Origin of the sequence: Acinetobacter sp. ANC5681, assembly GCF_023488045.1 — a bacterium.
Taxonomy (GTDB): Bacteria; Pseudomonadota; Gammaproteobacteria; order Pseudomonadales; family Moraxellaceae; genus Acinetobacter.
The window spans coordinates 82152-107050 of the sequence record NZ_JAMFKZ010000006.1 but is presented as its reverse complement, the minus strand read 5'-3'; the positions used below and the strand labels follow the sequence as shown (position 1 = coordinate 107050).

20 protein-coding genes are annotated in these 24899 nt (G+C 39.0%); 7 read left to right on the top strand and 13 right to left on the bottom strand.

What is annotated here, in order from left to right:
* Nucleotides 1-52 precede the first annotated feature (52 nt).
* Both M5121_RS05830 and M5121_RS05825 read right to left on the bottom strand, forming a co-directional pair.
* A complete protein-coding gene (locus M5121_RS05830; protein WP_249570614.1) occupies nucleotides 53-769 on the bottom strand; it encodes a phosphatase PAP2 family protein in 717 nt (238 codons plus the stop codon).
* 113 nt (nucleotides 770-882) lie between these two features.
* Nucleotides 883-2070, bottom strand: a complete 1188-nt coding sequence (locus M5121_RS05825) for an ammonium transporter (protein ID WP_005161858.1) — start codon at nucleotides 2068-2070, stop codon at nucleotides 883-885.
* Nucleotides 2071-2483: 413 nt separating this feature from the next.
* On the opposite strand from M5121_RS05825, the gene M5121_RS05820 reads away from it, so the two are divergent.
* Nucleotides 2484-4154: a sensor domain-containing diguanylate cyclase gene (locus M5121_RS05820; protein ID WP_349628951.1), complete on the top strand. Its 1671-nt coding sequence runs from the start codon at nucleotides 2484-2486 to the stop codon at nucleotides 4152-4154.
* Nucleotides 4155-4255: 101 nt separating this feature from the next.
* Nucleotides 4256-5275, top strand: a complete 1020-nt coding sequence (locus M5121_RS05815; protein ID WP_249570612.1) for a coiled-coil domain-containing protein — start codon at nucleotides 4256-4258, stop codon at nucleotides 5273-5275.
* Between the two features lie 106 nt (nucleotides 5276-5381).
* On the opposite strand, the gene M5121_RS05810 is transcribed toward M5121_RS05815, so the two are convergent.
* The 3 genes from M5121_RS05810 to M5121_RS05800 are packed head-to-tail and all read right to left on the bottom strand — an operon-like array spanning nucleotide 5382 to nucleotide 10323.
* Nucleotides 5382-6038 carry an HNH endonuclease gene (locus M5121_RS05810; protein ID WP_249570611.1) on the bottom strand — a complete coding sequence of 219 codons (657 nt, stop codon included), beginning with the start codon at nucleotides 6036-6038 and terminating at the stop codon, nucleotides 5382-5384.
* 1 nt (nucleotide 6039) lies between these two features.
* Entirely contained in the window at nucleotides 6040-7365 is a 1326-nt protein-coding gene (locus tag M5121_RS05805) for an ATP-binding protein (protein ID WP_249570610.1), read from the bottom strand.
* Nucleotides 7366-7422: 57 nt separating this feature from the next.
* Nucleotides 7423-10323, bottom strand: coding sequence for a valine--tRNA ligase (locus M5121_RS05800; protein ID WP_249570609.1), 2901 nt, complete (start codon nucleotides 10321-10323; stop codon nucleotides 7423-7425).
* Nucleotides 10324-10727: 404 nt separating this feature from the next.
* On the opposite strand from M5121_RS05800, the gene M5121_RS05795 reads away from it, so the two are divergent.
* The gene (locus tag M5121_RS05795) at nucleotides 10728-11390 is read left to right on the top strand and encodes a hypothetical protein (RefSeq protein ID WP_249570608.1); all 663 of its coding nucleotides are present in this window, start codon (nucleotides 10728-10730) and stop codon (nucleotides 11388-11390) included.
* An 18-nt stretch (nucleotides 11391-11408) separates the two neighbouring features.
* Entirely contained in the window at nucleotides 11409-12215 is an 807-nt protein-coding gene (locus M5121_RS05790; RefSeq protein WP_249570607.1) for an SDR family NAD(P)-dependent oxidoreductase, read from the top strand.
* 19 nt (nucleotides 12216-12234) lie between these two features.
* Here M5121_RS05790 and M5121_RS05785 read toward each other — a convergent pair whose 3' ends face one another.
* The 8 genes from M5121_RS05785 to sdsA form a co-directional block, all read right to left on the bottom strand.
* A complete protein-coding gene (locus M5121_RS05785; protein ID WP_249570606.1) occupies nucleotides 12235-12672 on the bottom strand; it encodes a YbjQ family protein in 438 nt (145 codons plus the stop codon).
* An 8-nt stretch (nucleotides 12673-12680) separates the two neighbouring features.
* Complete coding sequence (locus M5121_RS05780; RefSeq protein WP_005161831.1) at nucleotides 12681-13031, bottom strand: YbjQ family protein; 351 nt, start codon at nucleotides 13029-13031, stop codon at nucleotides 12681-12683.
* A 109-nt stretch (nucleotides 13032-13140) separates the two neighbouring features.
* On the bottom strand, nucleotides 13141-14601 hold the full coding sequence (gene adeK, locus M5121_RS05775; protein WP_249570644.1) for a multidrug efflux RND transporter AdeIJK outer membrane channel subunit AdeK: 1461 nt from the start codon (nucleotides 14599-14601) through the stop codon (nucleotides 13141-13143).
* A 5-nt stretch (nucleotides 14602-14606) separates the two neighbouring features.
* A complete protein-coding gene (gene adeJ / locus M5121_RS05770) occupies nucleotides 14607-17780 on the bottom strand; it encodes a multidrug efflux RND transporter permease subunit AdeJ (protein WP_249570605.1) in 3174 nt (1057 codons plus the stop codon).
* A 12-nt stretch (nucleotides 17781-17792) separates the two neighbouring features.
* The gene (locus M5121_RS05765) at nucleotides 17793-19055 is read right to left on the bottom strand and encodes an efflux RND transporter periplasmic adaptor subunit (RefSeq protein ID WP_087536964.1); all 1263 of its coding nucleotides are present in this window, start codon (nucleotides 19053-19055) and stop codon (nucleotides 17793-17795) included.
* A complete protein-coding gene (locus tag M5121_RS05760; protein WP_087536963.1) occupies nucleotides 19042-19692 on the bottom strand; it encodes a phosphatase PAP2 family protein in 651 nt (216 codons plus the stop codon). The genes M5121_RS05765 and M5121_RS05760 overlap by 14 nt, the downstream gene beginning before the upstream one ends.
* Nucleotides 19693-19844: 152 nt before the next feature.
* Nucleotides 19845-21896, bottom strand: coding sequence for a site-specific recombinase (locus M5121_RS05755; protein ID WP_249570604.1), 2052 nt, complete (start codon nucleotides 21894-21896; stop codon nucleotides 19845-19847).
* A 14-nt stretch (nucleotides 21897-21910) separates the two neighbouring features.
* Nucleotides 21911-22888, bottom strand: coding sequence for an All-trans-nonaprenyl-diphosphate synthase (gene sdsA / locus M5121_RS05750; protein ID WP_249570603.1), 978 nt, complete (start codon nucleotides 22886-22888; stop codon nucleotides 21911-21913).
* Between the two features lie 449 nt (nucleotides 22889-23337).
* Here sdsA and rplU point away from each other — a divergent pair, with 449 nt between their 5' ends.
* From rplU to lolA, 3 genes are all read left to right on the top strand, one after another.
* Nucleotides 23338-23649, top strand: coding sequence for a 50S ribosomal protein L21 (gene rplU, locus M5121_RS05745; protein ID WP_004664501.1), 312 nt, complete (start codon nucleotides 23338-23340; stop codon nucleotides 23647-23649).
* A 17-nt stretch (nucleotides 23650-23666) separates the two neighbouring features.
* A complete protein-coding gene (gene rpmA, locus M5121_RS05740; RefSeq protein ID WP_004640422.1) occupies nucleotides 23667-23921 on the top strand; it encodes a 50S ribosomal protein L27 in 255 nt (84 codons plus the stop codon).
* Nucleotides 23922-24118: 197 nt separating this feature from the next.
* Nucleotides 24119-24817: an outer membrane lipoprotein periplasmic chaperone LolA gene (gene lolA / locus M5121_RS05735; RefSeq protein WP_087546565.1), complete on the top strand. Its 699-nt coding sequence runs from the start codon at nucleotides 24119-24121 to the stop codon at nucleotides 24815-24817.
* Nucleotides 24818-24899: the final 82 nt, after the last annotated feature.

Genomic DNA, 24899 nt, shown 5'->3' with positions numbered 1-24899 from the left:
ACAGTACCTAAGTGAATATCATGATCATGCATGAAGCCATGCGAGTAGGGCATCACTTTATCATATCAGGACTCATTTGCGTTACAGAATTAGCCGCTGCATGAGCTAAATGACGTTTATACGTGATCATATAAATCACAACATTGATAGCAAAGCAAATCCAAGCTGTCCATAAATTATGACTGAGGAAATGTGCACCACGCATCATTTGTGCCCAGCCCATTGCGAAGCCAAGTAATACACCTGCAAATAAATAAAACCAAGCTCTTTTACGCTGATCGAGGCGATAAAGAAAATAGCCTGTAACTAAGGCAAAACCTGTACTTGCATGACCACCTGGAAAACAATGTCCAGCGGTTGCTGAAAAATCCCAAATAAAACCTGTGACAGTCTTATTGGTCATATCCCATGGGCAAGCATGAGCAGCTTGTGCTTTCATTAGACCAATAATGCATGTACATAACATACTGACCCAAAACATATAGCCATACTGCCAACGTTTCGCTTTGAATTTTTCTATTTTAAAAGAAGCGATCCACAGCAAGAAAAAGCTTACATAGACAATAGTTAAAACTTTTTTGACATAAGTATGATTGAGCTTTGCAAGATACCAATCGCCTTTCAAAGCAAAATCGCCAAAAGTTCCTACCCATGGTTGAATCAAATATAGATCTATTGCTCCGCCGACTGGAAACACAAATAAGAGGATAAAAAAACTCACAAATAATAAGAAACTTGCGATTAAGAAAAAACGTGTTTTTAAAATCATAGAGCATGCAATTCGGCAGAATCATAGTTTTGTTATTTAATAATTTGAAACTTAATTGTCTCTTAAAATGTTCATAAAAAAAGCGGCTGAATAGCCGCTTTAAAAAATTCTTTTTAAAACATTGATTCTTCTGAATTTGCTGAAATTTTATGAATTGAAAGATCTGCACCACGATATTCATCTTCTTGAGAAAGGCGAATCCCCATCGTAACTTTCAATATGCCATAAACGGTGAAACCACCAGCAAGCGCAATCACAATGCCTAAAACTGTTCCAATGATTTGAGAAATGATAGAGACACCTCCTAAACCACCTAATGCTTGTAGACCGAATATGCCTGCCGCAATCCCACCAAATGCACCACATACACCATGTAAAGGCCATACACCCAAAACATCATCTACTTTAAGTTTATTTTGTGTATAAGTGAATAAATACACAAACAAAGCACCCGCAGCACCACCAATTACAAGTGCACCAATTGGGTGCACAATATCGGAGCCTGCACAGATTGCGACCAAACCTGCGAGAGGGCCATTATGTAAGAAACCAGGGTCATCTTTACCCATGAAGTTTGCTGACAATGTACCACCAACCATTGCCATAAGAGAGTTAATCGCAACTAATCCTGAAATAGCATCAACGCGTTGTGCGCTCATGACATTAAAGCCAAACCAACCAACAATTAAAATCCAAGAGCCTAAAGCAAGGAATGGAATCGATGAAGGTGGATGTGCACTCACACGACCATCATGCTTATAACGACCATGACGCGCGCCAAGTAAAATCACTGCGGCTAATGCAATCCAACCACCCATTGCATGTACGACAACTGAACCTGCAAAGTCATGAAAGCTCGCACCAAAAGAGCTTTCTAACCATTTTTGAAAGCCGTAGTTACCATTCCAAATCATGCCTTCGAAGAAAGGATAGATTAAAGCAATCAGAATTAAAGTGGCGATTGCTTGTGAACGCATTTTGGCGCGTTCTGCGATGCCGCCAGAAATAATTGCTGGAATCGCTGCTGCGAAGGTGAGTAAGAAAAAGCAACGCATTAGGTTATACCCATGGTCAGCCGCTAAAGTGCTTCCTGCATGGAAAAAGTTTTGTCCGTATGCAATCCAGTAACCGACAAAGAAATAAGCGATTGCTGAAATCGCAAAATCGGTCAGAATTTTACTGAGCGCATTGACTTGGTTTTTGTGGCGGACTGTACCAAGCTCAAGAAATGCAAAACCTGCATGCATTGCCAATACGAGTACTGCACCGAGCAGTAAGAAAAATAGATCTACGTTTTGCATAGTGGTGCTCAAAAAAAGTGCTAAATTTAATTTAGATGCAAACATTTGATTCGTTTTTTGCACCAAAATAGATTTAGTAAATCTAAAAACTTAAGCTGTCGTTGAACAACTCAATTTGATAAAAAATATAAAGCAAAAAACGCACCAATTTAGAAAGTAAATTGTAATTTTGGTGAAAAGTGGTGCATTTTTTTAAAAATAGCACCATTTATTATACTTTGAGAATTAAATTCTTAAATATGAATGCGTTATTGCAACCGAAAATTACAGCTTAAGCTTGAGTAATAGAACTTGAGTCTATTTTCATCGGATTTAGTATTTTTCCAAGTACATTCGTTACTTTGACTTAATAATTCATAAAAGATCTTTGATATATTGCTGAGTTTAAAAAGTGATTTGCTATTAGGATGCAAATGAATATATTTCGCATAGATTCCTTTCGTAATCGACTACTGGTCCTGTTCGCAGGGATGTCTTTTATGTTTGGACTATGTATTACTTTATATATTGGTAAGACTGCTTCGGCGCAAATGAGTCAAACCAGCGGTCAAACCTTATATATTGCAGCGAAAAGTATCAGCAATACCTTGGCAAACTCGCTTACAGAACGTGAGCGAGAAATGGTGTTATTAAGTCAATCTCCATTTTTTGCTGAGGCAGACTTTCATAACCCGCGAGTACAGCAACAACTTGAGCAAGTTAAAAAGTCTTATAAATATTATGCTTGGTTAGGAATCGCCAATACTCAGGGGCAAGTGGTCGTTGCAGCTAATCATTTACTAGAAGGGGCAGATGTTTCAGAACGCCCGTGGTTTATTCATGGTGTAAATCAAGTTTATCTAGGCGATGTACATAAAGCTGTTTTACTGGCCAAGAAAATTAAAGCGATTAATCCTAATGAACCATTACGTTTTATTGATTTCGCTACGCCAATTTATGATCCATCGACACAGAAAATTAAAGGCGTTTTGGCTGCACATGCAGATTGGAGTTGGGCGAGTCATGTATTAAGTAGTTCATTATCGGAAAATGCTGCACAACGAGGTGTTGAGGTATTTATTGTCAATCAGCATGGTGAAATTCTATATCCCTTTAAAAGCATTGGACAAGTTCAGCCTCCTGCATTTCAGGCAAATCGTGGACATCATTTTTTGCATAATTGGAATGAAAAACAACAGTATTTAACTACAGATGTCCCTGTACTTTCGCAAACTAAGAGCAATTTAGGTTGGCACGTGATTATTCGTCAGCCTATTTCGATTGCTTTAGCAGAAGTGAAATCACTGCAACATAAAATATTAGCTCTGGGCTTTATTTTGTCATTATTGCTATTGCTACTTACTTATAAATTGGCGAATAAGTTCAGCCGTCCGATTGAATTATTAGCAGATTCAGCGCATGCCGTGGAAAAAGGGCAAGAAGATATTCAATTTGAAGCACAGACCAGTATTCGTGAGATTCGGGGCTTATCTCAGTCGTTGCAAAGCATGACCGATACCTTGCTTACTCAGAAACATCAACTTCAAGATGCCAATGCCACACTTGAGCAAAAAGTTGCAGAACGTACGCACGAACTACAAGTTGCCAATGTCGAGTTAGCTCATATTGCGCGTTATGATGCGCTTACGGGCTTACATAATCGCCGTGCTTTTAATGATTATTTGTCCTATCTATTTAGTCAAATGTCGCGTACACAACAGACTTATGCAGTGCTATTAATGGATATCGATTTCTTTAAAAAGGTGAATGATACCTTTGGACATGAAACAGGTGATCAGGTATTGCAGCGTGTTGCAGAAATTCTTCCAGCTGCTTTACGGATTACTGATTTCGTTGCACGCTTAGGTGGCGAAGAGTTTATTGCCTTGTTGCCTGCTACTTCATTGGATGGAGCTGCGATATTGGCAGAGAAAATCCGATCTACGATTGAGCAAGAACAAATTATTGTAAATCACGCCATCAGTTTAAGTATTGGTGTAAGTGTAGTCCTGTTAGATGATACTGATATGAATGATGCGATTCGTCGTGCAGATAAAAATTTGTATATGGCGAAGCAGCAAGGACGTAATCGAGTGATTTCTTGATTGCTATAGTGGATTCAAAGTTCATGTAAATAGCTTTGGCAAAGCACTGCTTTTAATATTTGATAATTGCTAGGGTTTTTAAAATTTTTAGGTGAATGAGCATGTCCTTTGATCTCAAAGTTAGTTTACAACAAAGGGCTGAGCCGTCTGCGCAGCAGAAAAAGCTGAATCGCCTGATTGATAAAATTGAACAGCAAAAAATTAGCCTTGCCACATGGCAAAATGCCCAAGCTGAAATTCAGCAACATACACGGCAAAAACTTTTGCCCGTGTATAGCGAACTCCATGAAATATTATTTCAGCAGTTAGAGCAACTTTGGAATATGTTACACAGCCATGAGTTTTCCAAAGCTAATCTAGAGCAACTGGATGAAAAAATTGCCCAACTTGCGCACATGTTAAAACGTTCCAAGATGTTGAATGATGAACAGTTAACACTGGTCAAGCAGATCGAAACCTTTTATCAGCAACATACACAGCAATCATCGAAAAAGAATAAAAAAGTACAGTCAGTTAAGTTCGAACTTAATGAAAAATTTGATCAAAATATAGAATTAGAAGAAGGTGACTTTGAACAATATGCTGCTGAGCAGCAACAAGCACGTGAGCAGGCCAAACAAATTAGACAACAACAAAAACGTGAACAAGCTGAGCAGATGGCAGCACAGTCACTCAAAACAGTATATTTAAAGATCGCTGCGATGATTCATCCTGACCGTGAGCAAGACGAGACCAAGAAGGAAGAAAAAACTGAGTTATTTCAACAGGTGAGTCAGGCTTATGAACAGCAGGATTTATTTTATTTATTGAAACTTCAATTACAGCTTGAGCAGAACAAAGATGTTGGAGCTAAAGAGTTATCAGCGGAGCAAGTGAAGTTTTATAAACTGGCTTTGGATGCGCAAAGTCAGCAGCTTGAAAGCCAAATTAGTGAGATTTTAGATTCTTTTCAGTTGGCGAAAAAAGTAAAAGCCGAGCATTTGCATATTTGCGATGTGTATAAATCCATAAATGCCGATTGTGCTGAGTTAAAGCAGCAGTTGAAGTGGGAAAAAGAGCGTTTAAAGCATATGAAAAAGGTGAGTGGGGTAGAGATGTTGTTAGGGCATGGGGTGCTTTGATTTTTTTTAAGTATTTTTTTCTAAAAAAGAAGATAACTCATACTCTATTGAGCAGAAATATAAATATTATATGTCACTTAACATTTCTATATAAGACGCCAAAAATTTACATGGATGCCATAATTCTCTGAACCAATTCTATTTTTTGTTCTTTTGTAAGATCATTTAAATCTTTTTCTATAAAATTATCTAAGCTCGAAACTTGTTTACCTTTCATATCTTTGTAACCCGCAAATTCTTGATAAAAACGATTTAAATCACACATTTTGGCAGTTGCTTTTCCTTTCGGTGTGTGGGCTTTGAGAAAATAATGATCAGGATATTCACAATGATTCGCAGGTACACGTTCAATATGTTCTTCATACTTATCAAATAAAGGGTGAATAATTTTAAATCTACTAGTAGTACTTGGGTAATTTGGACGATTACAAGCCCTCCTTCCTTCGGTATGGGGGTTTTGGTCACCTTTCTCATGATTACAATCAGGGCAAATAATAATTAAATTTCTAGGTTCAAAAAGGAATTGGGGAAATATAGATTTAGGTAGAATATGTTCAACTTGCCAATGTAGTCCATTGGTAGAAAAAATATATTGTTTACAGTAAAAACAAGTAAATTTCTGATCAGAGACATAATGGTTCCTAATTAATCTACGAAAATTATTAACATCTTTATTCTTCTCATCATTCCAAAGTTGATAGCTTTTCTTATCATATCTATTAATAAAATCTTGTAGCTCAGTAGGAATCTGAAAAATTTCCATTTTAACCTCGATAACTATTTACAAGATTGAAAAGAATCCTAACTTTATCCTCTTGGTCTATTTTTTCTTCTTTTAATAACTGATTTATATGTTTAAGAAAATTGTTTGATTCGGTGTCTAGTATAAAGTCTTCTTCATTGTTTAGTTTATTCAATAGAAGAATAAGTTTTCTAATTAAATATTCATTATTTTTTCCAGGGAAGTTAAAAACCTCTGATAGTTGAAAATCAGATGATCTATTTTTGAAACTTTCAATGGTTTTTAATGTATTATTAGTTAAATCAAGAATAAAGCTATTTTTTTCTGAAATTCCTGATATGAGTTGTGGAGAGTGAGTTGCAATAAAAAAATGACATCCATAATAGTTTTCAGATACTAACTCAATAAGTTCAATAATTTTTTCTTGCCATTGTGGGTGTAAATTTATTTCTGGTTCATCTATGCATACTAATGAATTATCAGTGATTGTAGCTGTCAATCCTAAAACTAAACTTAAAACAGCAAGCTCTCCAGAGCTTAAATCTGTATAATTAAATGTTTTTTTATCTTTAGAAAAGGATATTTTATATATCCTAACGAGTCCTGATTCTATTAAGAAAGATATACTTTTAAGCTCGTATGAAGATAAGTGAAGTAAGTCAAAGCTTCTTAAGCTTTTCAAATCATATAAGCTATCTTTTAAACATCTAAATATTTCATACTCTTCACTTGAAATGTTTCTAGAATTAGTAAAATGATTATTAATTTTAATATTTAAATCTTCTATTTTAAAGCTATTAATTGGTAAAATTGTACATTTTACATAGTGATCTAATTTTAAGAAGTCTAAAATTGTCAATAGATTATAGTATGGTTTTTCTTTAAAAGAGAATTGAGTTAAAAATGATTCAAAGGATTGAGTGAAGTTAAGGTTCGTGTTTAGGTTCTTATGAAATTTAATATTATTTTCTTCAAAAAAATTAAAAAGATAATGATAATTTTTTTTTGAAAAATTATTTATTTTTTTTCTGTAATCATAGCCACCAGAGTAAATAGGTGTTCTAGCTTCAAAAGCTAGTCTGGTATATTTATTGTTTGATATCTGCTCTTTATTCGGAAGATCACGGTAGGAAGGGAATTTATGGTATTGAGTGTTAGAAAGAGCTAAAACTTTATCAAATTTATCTTCTTCTAATGCATGAATGATAAGACTTCTTAAAAGCCGACTTTTACCAACAGAGTTTTTACCAACTAAAAAAGTGAATATATTAGTAGTTTGTAATTCAAAATCATTGTCTATAAATTTAAGAATATTTTTGTTTTGTTCTAATTGATATATGATTGGCATAAAATCCCCCTCAGATTTGAAAGGGATTTTAACTTAAATGTTAATCAAATTAAAGTGTTACAGAGCAGCAATCTGCTCCATACTTTGCTTAATTTTCGCTAACTGGTCGGCAAACTCAGCAAGTTTCACTTTCTCGCCTTCAACCACAGCAGCAGGTGCTTTTGCCACAAACCCTTCATTTGCAAGTTTAGTTGCAATTTGATCATGCTGTTTTTGAACTTTGTCTAAGTCTTTTTGTAGGCGACCAAGTTCCGCTTTCGGGTCAATTAAACCTTTCATTGGAACAAATACAGACACATGACCCACGACAGATGAAGACGACAATGGAGGTTGCTCAGCATCAGCCAAGAACGTAATGTTTTCTACTTTTGCTAGAGCTTTAAACAACGCTTCGATACGTGTAATCTGTGCTTTTTCCGCTTCCGTTGTGTTTTGAAGCAACACTGGTAATAAACGTGCATTACCTAAGCCCATTTCACCACGGATGTTACGCACCGCACCAATCAAACCTTGTAACCACTGCATGTCCGCTTCAGCTTGCTCATTGATTTTCTCTTGAACAGGCACAGGATATGCCGCAGTCATAATGGTTTTGCCTTCAATACCGAGCATTGGTGCAAGGGTTTGCCAAATTTCTTCAGTTAAGTACGGCATAATTGGGTGAGCTAAACGTAAAGACGCTTCCATCACAGCCAATAACACACGACGAACTTCAGCTTTGCGTTCTTCCGACACTTCAGCATCGTTCAATACTGGCTTGGTGAGTTCTACATACCAGTCGCAGTATTCATTCCAAATGAAGTCATAAATCGCTTGTGCAGCCAAGTCTAAACGATAAGTTGCAAAGGCTTGTTGAACCGCAGCTTCCGCTTTTTGCAAACGGCTGATGATCCACTGTTCAGGCAATTCCCAAAGATCAGGGCGAGCAGTTTGACCAACGGTTTGACCTTCTACATTCATCAATACGAAACGGGTAGCGTTCCAGATCTTGTTACAGAAGTTACGGTAACCTTCAACACGCTTCATATCGAATTTGATGTCACGACCTGTGTTGGCAAGCGCACAGAATGTGAAACGAACGGCGTCTGTACCGTAAGCCTGAATACCTTCTGGGAATTCTTTACGGGTTGATTTTTCAATCTTGGCTGCTTGTTTCGGGTTCATTAAACCCGTCGTACGTTTTTGTACTAAAGTTTCAAGATCTACACCATCAATCAAGTCGAGCGGGTCAAGTACGTTACCTTTCGACTTAGACATCTTCTGACCTTCGCCATCACGAACTAAACCATGTACATAGACAGTTTTGAACGGAACTTGAGACGTACCATCTTCATTTTTCATGAAGTGCATGGTCATCATGATCATGCGCGCAACCCAGAAGAAGATAATGTCAAAACCAGTCACCAACACATCTGTCGGGTGGAAGGTATTGAGGAAATAGTTTTCAGCATCTTTTGCTTTGTCACCAGTCCAACCTAAAGTTGAGAATGTCCAAAGCGCAGAAGAGAACCATGTATCCAATACATCTTCATCTTGACTCAATGCAACATCAGCAGGGATGTTGTTATTGGCACGAACTTCTGCTTCGTCACGACCAACGAATACATTACCTTCAGCATCGTACCAAGCGGGAATACGATGACCCCACCAAAGCTGACGTGAAATACACCAGTCTTGAATGTTGTTCATCCATGCCATGTACATGTTGCTGTATTGTTCAGGAACAAACTTGATGCGACCATCTTTCACCGCTTCAATTGCAGGTTCTGCAAGAGGTGCAATTTTCACATACCATTGGTCGGTCAATAATGGCTCAACAATCACACCTGAACGGTCACCACGTGGTGGCTTCAAGGTATACGGTTGAATTTGGTCTAACCAGCCTTCAGCTTCAGCTTGTTCAACCAATTTTTTACGTGCAGCAAAACGCTCTAAACCAACGTAGTCTGCTGGTGCAGCGATGGTTTTAGAAATTTGCTCACCAGCTTTTGCGATGTATTCAAACTCAGCCAATACTTCCGCATTTTTGTTAAAGATGTTGATAATCGGCAATTCACAACGCTTACCGACTTCATAGTCATTGAAGTCATGTGCAGGCGTAATTTTTACACAGCCTGTACCGAATTCTTTATCTACATATTCATCTTTAACGATTGGAACTGCACGACCTGTAATTGGCAGAATGATATTCTGACCCACAAGGTGTGTATAACGCTCATCATCAAGTGCAACAGCAACGGCAGTATCACCTAACAAGGTTTCAGGACGTGTGGTTGCTACAACAATGTGATCTTTACCATCGTGTGTACGAAGCGATTTGTCTTCAAAGAAGTATTTGAAGTGCCACAATGAACCTGCTTCTTCTTTGTCTGACTCAACTTCAAGATCAGAAAGGGCAGTTTGCAGTTTCGGATCCCAGTTTACGAGGCGTTTACCGCGATAGATCAAGCCATCTTCGTGCAGTTTAACGAACACTTCTTTGACTGCATTGGATAAACCTTCATCCATGGTGAAGCGTTCACGTGACCAGTCAACAGAAGAGCCTAAACGGCGAATTTGACGAGTAATCGTACCACCAGATTGTTCTTTCCATTCCCAAATCTTTTCAATGAACTTTTCACGACCTAAGTCATGACGGCTGATGTTTTGTGCGCCAAGCTGACGTTCTACCACCATTTGTGTTGCAATACCTGCATGGTCAGTACCCGGTTGCCATAAGGTATTTTTACCAGACATACGGTTGTAGCGAGTCAAGGCATCCATAATGGCATTGTTAAAGCCATGCCCCATGTGCAAGCTGCCCGTGACGTTTGGTGGTGGAATCATGATACAGAATGATTCACCTTGACCTGATGGTTTGAAGTAACCCTGTTGTTCCCAGATTTGATACCATTTCTTTTCGATCTCAGTTGGATCGTAAGTAGTTGCAATATTTTGAGCAGATTGAGCGTCAGTCATAGTACAGAAGATTAAAATTGAATAAAAAATTAGATCTATTGTAGCAAAAAAATGATGAATATTTTCATCAAAAAAAGTCGATGAAAACAGTTGGTTTTTTTCTTGAAAAAGTTAGATTTATGTGTGTTACATCACGCAATTAAAAATGTTTAAGCATAAAACAACGATATAAAAATATTAAAACTTAAAAAAGGACGGTTACGATGAGTTATTCAATTCTATTAAAAATTAATGAAGCAACACACGGTCAACCATTTTTGGCATTTATGCATGTTGATCGTGAATAGAATGTGGTAAATTCAGCATTTGAAAAGCCAAAAATGAAAGAAAAACAGAATCTAAGGATGAATAAGGGTTTATTGAATAAGCCCTTATTTTATGGAATCTAGAATAGGGTGATTAGAATGAACACTGCCGTTTTTTTAAATATTCATGCCGATACATACGCGCGATTTGCTCATATCCGTACGCAGCTCTTACAGGGGAGTAAAGAAAGCCAAGCAAATGCTTTGGGGGCAGTTTTATCTGAAATTGCATGTGAAGTGATAGAACAAGTTTTTATGGTGCTATTGCAAGACAATCAACATCACTCACTCACAGGTGAATCTGAAAAAGTGATTCAGCAGATTTTAGAAGCAATCCGAAAATATATGCCATGGTCAGTGTCATTCTTTGGGAATGATCGTCTAGTTCCATTGATTGAACATTTATCTAAAACAATTCGAGTTGAAGATGATTCGGTATATATGACTTATCCGATTGAGCAACAGTTGACTCAACAGGTTAAAGCTTCGAGTCAAAAATTAGCTGAAGGGGAAAGTCGGGAAATTGCCAATTCACTGAAGTTGCTCACAGAAGTGATTGATGTAGGTGTCACTCATTTAATTCGTGAGCCGAAAAAGAGCCTAAAATTTAATTTTGTAGTCGATAAAACCTTAAATGGCGTCATTAATATGACGACACATTTAGGGTATAAGCGTTTAGAAAAATTAGGTACTCAACTTGATCAACAAGCTGCGGCAACTTATGTAGATCACTTTCTTAAATTTATGCGTCACCCTGCATAAATAAAGGAGATATATGACATGGCGAAACTTAAAAGTCTTGAAAATAAAGTCGTATGGATTACAGGTGCATCTTCGGGCTTAGGTAAAGCTTTGGCACGAGAGTGCGCTTTACAAGGTGCTCAAGTTGTACTGACTTCACGTCGTTATGATGAGTTGGAATCGGTTCGAGTGGGTTTACTTAAGCCTGAACAGCATCTTTCAATCGCTGCTGATATTACCGATGAAGCTCAAGTCCGCCATGCACATGAACGAGTTCTCGCAACCAAAGGACGTATTGATTGGCTGATTAATAATGCAGGCTTGAGTCAGCGTGCGTTGATTGAAGAAACGAGTATGCACACTGAACGTGCCATCATGGAAGTGGATTATTTCTCCCAAGTGTTCTTTACCAAAACCGTATTACCCACTTTGCGCAAACAAAAATCAGGTCGGGTGGTATTTATTTCGAGTGTGGCGGGTCTTTTAGGAACCCAATATCGCGCGACTTACTCTGCGGCTAAGGCTGCAATTCACATGTGGGCCAATAGCTTACGTGCGGAAGTCGCCAAAGAGGGAATAGCAGTTTCAGTGGTTTTTCCTGGTTTTGTTAAAACCAATGTTTCATTTAATGCTTTAAATGGTGAGGGCAAACCACAAGGGCATCAAGATGAAGCGATTGAAAATGGTTTAGAAGCGGATGTATTTGCAGAACGTGTCGTTGAATCTTTGATGGCGGGAGATGAATATATTGTTGTTGGTGGGAAAAAAGAACAATTGGGTGTATTGGTGTCCCGTTTGTCGCCAAGCCTGTTGTATAAAATGATTCGTAAAACCAAAGTGAAGTAAAAGGAGTTTTTGCTCCCTTTTACTCATTTAAAATAGCCGTACCATAAGCAAATACTTCAACCATACCACCTTGCATACCTAATTCTGTGGTGCTGAGACGAACCCCCATAATATGGTTTGCGCCTATTCGATCTGCTTCTTGCTTGAGGCGGAGCATGGCTTCACGACGTGCACGTTCAACCACACTTTCATAACTGGTCAGGCGACCGCCGAAAAAGTTTTGAATATTGGCAAGTACGTATTTAAAGTAATCATGTGAGATGACGACATTGCTACTCACCAATTGCCCCTTTGCTGATGTTTCAATAAATCGATTGGTATCAATTCGAATATGGGCAAATTGTTTTTCTTTTTCATCTAATTCACGTAAATGTTTTTGTTCGATATGACGACCAAATCCCCATCCGACTGAAAACAGAATCAAGAAAAGAATAACCTGAAAAATTAATCCACTCATAGACATACCTAAGCACTAAATGGATCAGGAAGTTTTGGTGTGATCGGCTGGACTACGACAGCTGTTCCATAGACAAAGAGTTCAGATGCACCTTGAGCGATATTTGAAGTCGAGAAGCGGATTCCAACAACAGCATTCGCACCCAAACTTCGCGCTTTATCAATCATACGTTGAGTTGCTTCTTGACGAGATTCTTCAAGTAATTCTGTATAACCTGTCAGTTCACCACCCACGATGTTTTTCAAACCAGCCATTAGGTCACGACCAACGTGTTTACTACGAACAGTACTGCCATAAACAACATCTAACTGACGTAAAATAGTGTGCCCAGGCATAGATTCTAAACTGCTTAATAACATAGTATTTGTCTAAATCATGGATATTCTATCTTTGAAGATAAGAAAAATTTGCATGTGTTGCAATAAAAAAGCTCACCGAAGTGAGCTTTTAAACCGAAAATAATCAAAATTATTGAGCGGCGTGAATTTGTGCGCTAGACGGTTGTGGATTTACAGTTTCACTTGTATTGGCCTTTAAACCACCACCAAGCGTTTTATAGAGTTCCACTTGGCTATTTAAGTTCGCTTGTTGTAACAACAATAAACCTTGCTCAGCCGAATATGCTGAACGTTGCGCATCTAATACAGTTAAGTAACTATCAATACCTGCACGGAAGCGAGCATTAGAAAGTTTATAAGTCGTATTTGTTGCTTCAACTAAACGACGTTGAGCTGTTAAACGATCACCAATATTGGCACGCGTTGCAAGCGCATCATTCACTTCACGGAAAGCCGACTGTACTGACTTTTCATAGTTAGCAAGTGCAATTTTTTGATCCGTTTCAGAAATCTTCACATTCGCTTTGCGTGTACCCCAATCGAAGATTGGCATGTTAATACTTGGTCCAATAGACCATAACGCATTTCCAGACTTGAATAAATCACTCAAGTCAGTTGATGCATAACCTGCCGAACCAGTCAAACTAATGGTTGGGAATAATTGTGCTTTTGCTGCACCAATATTTGCACCAGCAGCACTCAGTTGATATTCGGCAGCTTTCACGTCTGGACGGTTATTTAACAAATCACTTGGTAAGCCTGCACTTAACGCATTTTGCTGGGTAATGCGAGTTACTTGTTGTTGAGGCAGCAGGTTCTGAGGAACAGGCTGACCAACAAGCAAGTTTAACAAGTTCTGCGCTTGAGCAATTTGGGTTTTGTAGTTAGCAACGTCATTACGTGCAGTTTCAACTGAAATTTGCGCCTGACGCACAGGAATTTCACTATCAATCCCTACATCGAAACGTTTCTTATTCAGACTAAATGAATCTTGTTGCGCTTTGAGGGTTTGCTCTGCAAGTTTGAGTTGTGCACTGGCAAATGAATAATTCAACCAAGCTTGAGTGACTTGGCTGATTAAACTGATTTGCGTTGCATCACGTGAACTTTGAGTTGCTAGATAACTGTCTAATGCAGCATCTTTTAAGCTGCGTACGCGCCCCCAGAAATCAAGCTCATAAGAGGTGAGACCTAAACCAACTTGATAAGTTGAATAAGGATTATTCGGATCACGAGAAGGGCTGACTTGGCGAACCGCACTACCACTTGCTCCGATTGTTGGCAATTGATTGTTTTCTGAGATTTGATATTGCTGTTGAGCTTTTTGGATATTCAATGCAGCAGTACGTAAATCGCGGTTATTAGCAAGAGCCAAATCAATGACCTGTAATAAACGTTGGTCAGCAAAAAAGTCTTTATAACCTTGTTCAGCAATTGATTTTCCAGAAGCATTACCATAAGACGCGTAGCTTTCAGGAGTATTTGTGCTCACAACAGGCTCTGGCCCGCGCATACTTTGGCAGGCAGCCAAAGACAGCGCGAGTGCAGAGATTGCAATGCCACGACTGGAAATAGACCAAACAGTTTGCATCACGATCAATGCTCCTGAGTATTTAAAGTTTTAGGTTTGTACTTAAAGATACTACGAATCCACACGAAGAATACAGGGATGAAGAAGATACCTAAAAGTGTTGAAGAAATTACACCACCAAGTACACCATAACCGACTGAGTGCTGACTACCAGCACCTGCACCGCTTGCTAGGGCTAATGGTAAAACACCAAAACCAAAAGCAAGTGTAGTCATGATAATTGGACGTAAACGCATTTTTGCAGCATGTAAGGTTGCATCAAATAAATCTTCACCTTGCTCCTGCAATTCTTTAGCAAATTCTACAATTAAAATTGCATTTTTGGCAGAAAGACCTATGACTGCTACGATCGCGACTTGGAAGTAAATATTAAAGGACAGGTTTGGATCGCCTTTAATGACCATACCCAACCATGTCAATGTAAAGGCACCGATAATACCTAAAGGTACAACCAATAATACAGAAATCGGAATTGCCCAACTTTCATATAATGCCGATAGACATAGGAATACAATCAATAACGAAAGAATCAGCAAAGGCAGGGTCTGATTACCAGAATCACGTTCTTCTAAAGATAATCCAGTCCATTCATAGTCGAAGCCTTGTAAGCCCATAGACGGTAACTTACCAATGATTTCTTCCATTGCCAACATCGCGTCACCAGAGCTAACACCCGGTGCAGGAGTACCTTGAATGTTGACAGATGATACGCCGTTATAACGTTCTAAACGTGGTGAACCATACGTCCATTCGCCTTTAGCAAATGCTGAGAATGGAACCATTTGACCTTTGTTATTGCGTACATACCATTTGTTGAGGTCTTCTGGCATCATGCGAGTATCCGCTTCACCTTGGACATAAACTTTTTTGACACGACCACGGTCAACGAAATCATTGATATAAGAGCCACCCCAAGCCATGCTCATGGTGCTGTTAATATCACTAATACTGACACCCATTGCACCAGCTTGCGCTTGATCAACAGTGATTTTGTATTGAGGTGTATCTTCTTGACCATTCGGACGAACACCTGCAAGACGTTTGTCTTGTGATGCCATACCTAAAATTGCATTTCTTGCCGCAATCAGTTTTTCATGGCCTTGACCACTGACATCTTTCAGCTGGATATTAAATCCTGATGATACGCCTAATTCTGGCATAGCAGGCAATTGTAATGGCATGATGTAAGAAGCATCTTTTACAATCATATTCAGTGCCATACCACGCTGAATAATCGCACCAATTTGTGATTCAGGTGTTGTACGTTCGCTCCAGTCTTTCAATTTGATAAATGCAAGACCAGCATTTTGACCAACCCCTGTAAATGAGAAGCCAGACACAGTAAAGATCGACTCTACATGCTCTTTTTCCTTATTTAAGAAGTAATCAGTCATAGTGGTGATGACTTTATCTGTTCTTTCAAGACTTGCACTCGGTGGTAATTGAACAAGTGTCATAACTACACCTTGGTCTTCTTCAGGTAAGAAAGACGAAGGCAACATCTTGTATAAACCAACTAAAGCAGCAATAACAACGATATAAATGACTCCAGAGAACAACTTATGATGGGTCATACGGTTGACACCACCTTGATATTTCTCTGAAAGTTTTTCGAACCCACTATTAAAACCACGGAAGAAACGTGCAAAGATACTGTTGCTTTGTTCTTTGTTTGGATCGTGTTGTTTTAATAACGTTGCACAAAGGGCAGGGGTGAAGGTTAATGCCACGATCAGTGACAAAATCATTGCGGTAACTAGCGTAATCGAGAACTGGCGATAAATAACCCCAGTTGTACCACCAAAAAATGCCATTGGTACGAATACCGCTGTTAATACACTGGTAATACCAATTAAAGCACCAGAAATTTGACTCATTGACTTTTCAGTCGCTGCTACAGGCTCCAAGTGCTCTTCTTGCATCACACGTTCGACGTTTTCTACTACAACGATGGCATCATCGACCAACAGACCAATCGCTAGTACCATTGCGAACATCGTCAGCGTATTGATCGAAAAGCCAAAGATATTAATAACAGCAAATGTTCCCAATACCACCACGGGTACAGCAAGTGTTGGAATAATGGTTGCGCGCCAGTTCTGTAAGAACAGGAACATCACAATAAATACCAATACCACAGCTTCAATCAGTGTATGAACTACACTTTCAATAGATAGCTTAATAAATGGCGTTGTGTCATACGCAAGTTTGTCTTTTAAACCACTTGGGTAGTTATTACGAAGCTCTGATAAACGTTTCTCAACCGCTTTTGCTGTATCAAGCGCATTTGCTCCTGTTGCAAGTTTAATTGCAACACCACCCGCAGGATTACCATTAAACTTAGAATCAAATTGATAGTTATCCGAGCCTAATTCAACACGTGCCACATCGCTCAAACGAACTTGTGCACCATCTGCAGTGTTTTTAAGGAAAATATTTCTAAATTGCTCAGGTTTTTGCAACATACTTTGTGCATTGACAGTCGCATTTAAAATTTGACCCTGAACTGCTGGAGCACCACCTAATTGACCTACTGCAACTTGAGCGTTTTGTGAACGTATAGCCGCAGCAACATCTGAAGGTGTGAGATTAAAGCTGGACAGTTTCGCTGGATCTAACCAGATACGCATTGCATAAGAACCACCAAATACTTGGAGTTCACCTACACCTGCCACACGACTCAGTGGCTCAGAAATATTTGAGTTCACATAATCTTTAATGTCAGAAGCAGAAAGGCTGTTATCTGGCGAATAAAATGCAATAACTTGCAAGAAGCTTGCACCAGACTTCGTCACTTTTACACCTTGACGTTGTACGTCAGCAGGTAACAGTGCTGTTGCTGATTGCAGTTTGTTTTGAACCTGAACTTGAGCGATATCAGGATCAATGCCTTGTTCGAAGTTTAAGTTGATCGATGCTTGACCATTACCCGCACTGTTTGAAGAGATATAACGCAAACCATCCAAACCATTCATTTGCTGTTCAATGATTTGAGTAACCGTATTCTCAACAGTCTGAGCTGAAGCACCTGGATATGTTGCAGAAATTGTCACCGTGGGCGGTGCAATTGTTGGGTATTGCGCAACTGGCATTTTGGTGAGGGTGAGAATACCCGCCAGCATAATTACCAGTGCTATCACCCATGCAAAAATTGGGCGATGGATAAAAAATTGAGCCATGCAATCTACCCCTTAAGCTTGTGAAGTAGCTTTTTGTTCAGCTTTTGCTGAATCGGCTTGCTTTTGTTGTTCAGCGGCGGCTGGTGGTGTAGCATTTTGACCTTGTGGTGCTTTTGCCTGTGGTTGATAAGGCTTAGCAGAAACTTCTTGCCCTTCTTTGACCTTAGCAACGCCATCGACTACAACTTTATCACCAACTTTTAAGCCTTCAGTCACAATCCAATCTTGGCCTTTTACGCCGACTGTTGTGATAGGGCGAGTTTCAATTGCACCTTTCGCATTTACGATCAGTGCGATTGCTTGACCTGTTGGTAAACGTGTTACAGCCGCTTGAGGAATCAAGTAAGCATTCGGTAGAACTGCTTGAGAAATTTTTGCAGTTGCATACATACCTGGTAATAACAGATGATTTGGGTTTGGGAATACCGCACGTAAAGTCACTGTACCAGTTTCTGGATTAACGCTAGCGCCAGAGAATGCAAGTTGTCCTTCTAATGGATAATCTGAACCATCTTCAAGTGTAATTTTGACCCGAGTATTGTTGCTATTGTCTAAACTACCTTTGCTGAGTTGCTGACGCAGACGTAATAGTTCAGCACTTGACTGATTGATATCAACATAGATTGGGTCAAGTTGTTGAATTGTCACTAATGGATCTGCTTGATTTGCTGTAACTAAAGCACCAGAGGTAACTGATGAACGACTCGATTGTCCTGAAATAGGTGCTCGAACAGTTGAGTAACCTAAATTAATTTCAGCATTTTTAAGCGCTGCTTGTGATGCTGCGACATCTGCTTCAGCGAGTTGAACTTGAGCATTGATATCATCATATTCTTGTTTAGAAACAGCATTAGTTCCAACCAATTGACGATAACGACCTTCTTTCACACGCAGCGCATTTAAATTTGCTTGCTGACGCAATAAGGTTGCACGAGCACTATCAGCAGTTGCACGATTTGTATTCGCATCAATTTCATAGAGTGCTTGACCTGCTTGTACATAACTGCCTTCAGCAAATAAACGCTTTAAAATGACGCCGCCTGTTTGTGGACGAACTTCTGAAATTTGATATGCAGACGTTCGACCCGAAAGTTCTACGTTTTGTTCAACGCTTTGTGGTTGTGCAACGATGATACCGACTTCTGGAGGTGGCATTTTTTGTGCAGCAGCGGTTTGCTGTGCATTTTTAGGATCTTTGCTACAACCAACAAGCGCAATGCTTGTTGCTAATGCGCAAGCAGTCAGGGCAGGTGCCCAAAGCTTAGCCGACATCATTATTCCACCTCAATTTAGATTTGTTATCTAAAAACAAATTGTTGCTGAAATTGCTTTGATACAGCCAAAACCAAAGCAACGAAGTCAAAATCAACCCAATACCCCAACCAGCCAATACATCAGTTGGAAAGTGAACCCCTGCATAAACTCTAGATATCCCCATGAAAATAAACCATAACGTAGATACTAAAATGACACTAATGCGATATTTATGTTGCTGAAGCAATAACATCATTAAACTCGCAAGGGTTGCTGCATAAAGGCTATGGGCACTTGGGAATGATGCGCCATAGCTTTGAACTAAGTGATAAAACTCCAAGGGTCTTGGTCGATCAATACTCCATTTCAGAAGCCAACCAATCCCAATACTTCCACCCACACTTAAAGTGATAAAAATCACATTCTTATAGTTTTTAATCCAAGTTTGATAAAGACACAAAAAAGTGGTTAAAAATAATAAAAATGGCATCCCACCCAACAGAGAAAGTAGAATTGTCACACGGTTAAGCGTCAATGAACGGTGTTCAAAAAAAGCTTGAACACTAAAAAGGTCTAAATTTGATGTGTTTGGAAAAATGAACCCAATCACGCCCAATCCTAAAAAAAAGCAACCAATACAAAGCAATAGGTACGGCATGCGAACCTCATTTTTTGCTTAACCATTGTTCAGGGTTATCGAATGTTTTGAAGTGTACTAGCGAGTACACTTTTGGTCAAGTCTTGAAATTTTATGATAATTTCATTTTTATATTTGTACAAGCTTCATTAAAAAAACATAACAAAATTCGATTAATGTCTCACTTTTTGCTCAGTTTTATTTTGTTCTTCTAACTGTACAGGTTGACTCGGGGGCCAAAAAAAGTCACTTGGTCGGGTTAAGAAATGAGTCATCACTAATTTTGCGAGTGGTTTCCATTGAGCGAAGCGGACGCGTCGGGCACGAAGTGCAACAATAATTGTCAAGGTAAAGCTGACAAATAAGTTAGTCAGGCCGATGAGCATAACCCCTAAAAAAGACACGATGATTAAACCAATATCAGGGCTACCGATGGTCATAAGACCTTGAATAAAATTGGCAGAGGCAAAGGCAATATGTCGAATATCTAAAGGTAAACCAAGAATAAAACCAATGGTTCCCATACTGCCAAGCATGATGCCAAAAAGAAAATTACCAGCCAAAGCCCCAAGATTCGTTTCAATATAATTGGCAAATTTATCTAAACGCTGTTGTCCCATCCAGCGTTTCAAACGATGGTGTTGTTTTAAACGAGGACCAACTTTTCGGTAGATGGCCAAATTATCGAAGTAGCCTGCAAGTAGTCCTGAGAAAAATAAGCATATTCCAGCAATTGCAGCATGGGGTACAGCTAACGAAGTAAATGGATTTAGATCATGTAAGGTTTTGGTTGCTTTTGTTGATGAAAGCAAAGGTTCATGTAGATTGTATTGCCATAAAAAAGTAATTAAAGCTGCTACTGGTATAGCAATCGAAATGTTACCGAGGATTGCAATAAATTGAGTTCGAATAATGTTGATAATCAGAGCAGCTAATTCAGCAATTTGAGCTGTTTTACTGCCTTTTTGGTGTTGTACTGTTGCGGCAAGTGCTGCCGCTGTCATCGCGGGTTGTTTAGTCGCAACGGTAAAGTGTAAGACATGGATAAGCATGAAGCCTAATGCATAATTCATACTATATAAAAAAGCATGTGTAAAAGGTGCGAGCACTAAACGAGCAGTTAAAATCTTTAAAGTGGCCATCGTTGCGATAATTGCACCAGCACCTGCTGCTGCTTTATACATACCCAAAAATCCAGCTCTATCAGTGCTTACATAATGTTCACCTGTTTTACTCGCATTTTCAGTGACCTGTAATGCAACCAGTTCGCTGGTTGAGCTGAGTAAATGACGAACACTTTTTTCATCATAATGTGCCTTGGTGAAGTCAGTAAGTAATTCACCTAATGCAAGATAGCGTATCTCATTTTTACTTGCCAATAAGCTCAATAAAAGTTCAATACGATCAATTGCTTGCTCAAGTAGAGACAATAAATAGGTTAAGCTAACACTCACACCAATACGTTTAGTTGCACGGCGAATTTTGAGTACGACTTCACGGCATTGATCTAGCATTACAAATGCCTGAGAAGCATCAGGTGGTGGCATTACAACAACTGTATCTTGATCATCAATTTGTTTTTTATATTTCTCGATGAATTCAACAATTTCTCGATTTTGAACTAAGAAGGGGGATTCATATTCAATAATATCTGGCTGAGCATTAATAAATTCAGGATATAAACCTATACCACTGATTCGATAAGACAAAACGGTAATCGCTTTGATTAACTCATTTTTAGAAATTTGTTTTTCAACCGTATTACTTTGGCTTTCGGCTAACAGATTAAATAAAGTGATCCAGTCTTGATTCTCAATCAGATCAAGCCATTGGCTATCTGTTTCTTGGTAAAATACTTTTCCAATAAGAGTCTTTAACTGCTGACCGTCTTCAACCAATGGAAGAAAGTGCGCACCAAGGCGTTGACTCAGTTGATTCCAAAAACCATCTAATGAAAGAATACCACTATCAGCATATAAGCTAATCTGTTTGTACTGGCTAATCAGTTTGAGTAAGAAGTTTTGTAATAGGAGCGCAGACGTCGGCGTCAATAATAATATTTTGATGAAGCCTTGAATGTGTTGTTTAACTTCGTCCGCGTCCTTTGGATTTTTTGGCCGTAAGCGGTTAATTAATTCGATGATAATATTTTCATCTAAAACAGCTTGGTTTTGATCAAGCTGTTCCTGCATTTTTAAAAATAAATCAGATAAAGTTAAATGCATAGGCACTCATAAAATTATTGAAGTCGATGTAAGGCCATTAAGGTCAAATTAATCAGTGCTTGGCGATATTCATTATCTGGTAGCGCTTTAAGCGCTTCCAAAGCTGCATCCGTTTCTTGTTTGGCACGTTTTTGACAGTAGTCTAAGCCGCCTGAGTTGTGAACAATTTCAATGACTTTGTCCAAATGCTCGATACCACCTGTCGCGATACTGCGACGAATAATCGCATGATCATCTGCAGTTGAATGAGCTAATGCTGAAATTAACGGTAAAGTCGGTTTACCTTCCATTAAATCATCACCAATATTTTTACCTAATGTGTCGGCATCAGAGGTGTAGTCCAAAATATCATCAATAATCTGAAAGGCATTGCCAAAATGGCCAGCAAAACGGCGTAGTGGCTCACGATATTCTTCTCTGCCCGCCAGAATTGCCGCGCCTTCAGTTGCCAGTTCAAACAGGCGTGAGGTTTTACCATGAATAATTCTGAGATAGGTTTCTTCAGTGGTGTCTGGCTGGTGCTGTGCCTGAAGCTGTAAAACCTCGCCTTCCGCAATCTCACAGGTTCCTGTTGAGAAGTCCTTGAGCAAAGTGATGTTGTTTAAATCCACCAGCAAATCAAAGGCCCGTGCTATCAGGAAGTCACCCACCAAAACGGCGGTCTGATTGTTCCATGTTGCATTTGCGGTTGGACGACCACGGCGTAAGTTGGATTCATCAACGACATCATCATGCACCAATGTTGCAGTGTGTAGCATTTCGATAATTGCCGCTAAATGTTGGGCATGTTGCATGTTTGCGACGCCGCAAGCACGAGCAGCAAGTAAACACATGATTGGGCGCATACGTTTACCGCCAGCTTCAACCACATGTTTACTCACCGACATAACAAGACCGACTTTAGAACTTATACCTTCATTGATCAGGTGATCCATCGCAGCAAAATCTGTCGCAACAGGGGAGAGAATGTTTTGCTTGAAATCGATAACCATATGAAGGAAAACCTCGTATAGGTGGATAATGTTGCCAAGTGTATCAATTAATTTATTGCTAAACAGTTATACAAGTCATGTAATCTGTGATTTACAACAAGACGGTGAGTTTTTTGGTCTTAATTTAGCCAAATAAAGGCAATTCTCTATAAACCGATATCACTCTACTTATGACTTGATAAAAACACAGTTTGTTATTGTCGCAATTTGTTTTTAAAAATGTATTTCAAATTTTGATCAGAATCAATCAAAACAAGCCGACATCAATCTAATTGATTTCATTAAAAAATCCAAGCAACTTATCAATATCTCTGCATTTGTGCAAAATGACTTGTTGTTTGATCAATTTTCACTTAAAATTTGTCCCCTTGTATAACCCCAGTGGCGTTCGTTTTAAGCTCGGTATATCCCTTTATCGACACGACGACACGGGCATGTTGGAGTACATTATGTACGCAGTAATCCAAAGCGGTGGTAAACAGCACCGTGTTGTTGAGGGTGAAACCCTTAAAGTAGAATTGTTGAAAGCAGAAACTGGTTCAACTATTACGTTTGATGACGTATTAATGGTTGTTAACGGTGACAGCATTCAAATCGGTGCTCCAGTTGTCGCTGGCGCAAAAGTAACTGCAGAAGTAGTTGGCCATGGTCGTCACGACAAAATCCGCATCATCAAAATGCGTCGTCGTAAACACTACCGTAAGCAACAAGGTCACCGTCAATGGTTTACCGAGTTGAAAATTACTGGTATCGCAGGCTAACTCAGGAGTAAATAGACATGGCAACTAAAAAAGCCGGTGGATCGACGAAGAACGGTCGTGATTCGAATCCTAAGATGTTAGGTGTTAAAGTTTACGGTGGTCAAACTGTAACTGCTGGTAACATCATCGTTCGTCAACGTGGTACAGAATTCCACGCTGGTGCAAATGTTGGTATGGGTCGTGACCATACTTTATTTGCTACTGCTGACGGCGTAGTAAAATTTGAAGTGAAAGGTCAGTTTGGCCGTCGCTATGTAACTGTTGAAGCTTAAGCTTTAATGGTTCAGAAAAACCCGCTTTTAGCGGGTTTTTTATATTTACAATCTCTACATAAAGGCAGAAACTTCATACACAATGCAGAACTCTGCGACACGAAATACACAAAACCTGTGTATTTCTTCATTTTTTTAGTGATCAAAAACAGTAAGATGTCGTCATAACAGTAAAAATCTGATAGAAGGTTCATTTTATGAATTTCGTAAAAAAAATCGCTTATGCAACAACTTTAAGTGTAGCTACACTTGCTCCTGTTGTGAGTAGTCAGGTATTTGCTGCACCTGTGGCTGCATCGACTCAGCAGGCGACGAATAGTTTGGTTCAACAACTCTCTGGCTTACAAAGATTCACAGCAGATTTTGAACAAAGTACCAAAGTAGCTGCGAGTAATAAAGCAGTTCAGAAAAAAGGTTTAACTGCACAACATATGAACCAGACTTTTAAAGGTTCAATGAAAGTTGAACGACCTGGAAAGTTTTATTGGGAAACCACAAGTCCTGCTAAACAAACGATTGTGACTACAGGTAAAGTCGTCTGGATTTATGATCCTGATCTTCAACAGGCAGTACGTCAAAGTTTGGATGATCAAATTGCGAATACCCCAGCGCTTTTACTGTCAGGGAATACCAAACAGATTATGCAATCTTATCGCGTAACGCAGCCTGATCGTAGTAAGCTTTATTATACTTTGTATCCAAAACAAGAGGATGGAGCATTTCAAAGTTTAACGATTAGTTTTGGTGCAAATAAGGCACCTAACTTGATGGTCTTACAAGATTCTTTAGGTCAAACAACGAATGTTCGATTTACTAATGTAAAAGTTAATCCAACTATTCCTGCATCAGTATTTAATTTCACGCCACCGAAAGGTACGGATATTATTGATCAGTAATATTCTAAATACTCAAAGAGCTGCAATTACTGTGGCTCTTTGAGGTGAAATGTAGATACATTTCTTAATTTCATCTATAGGC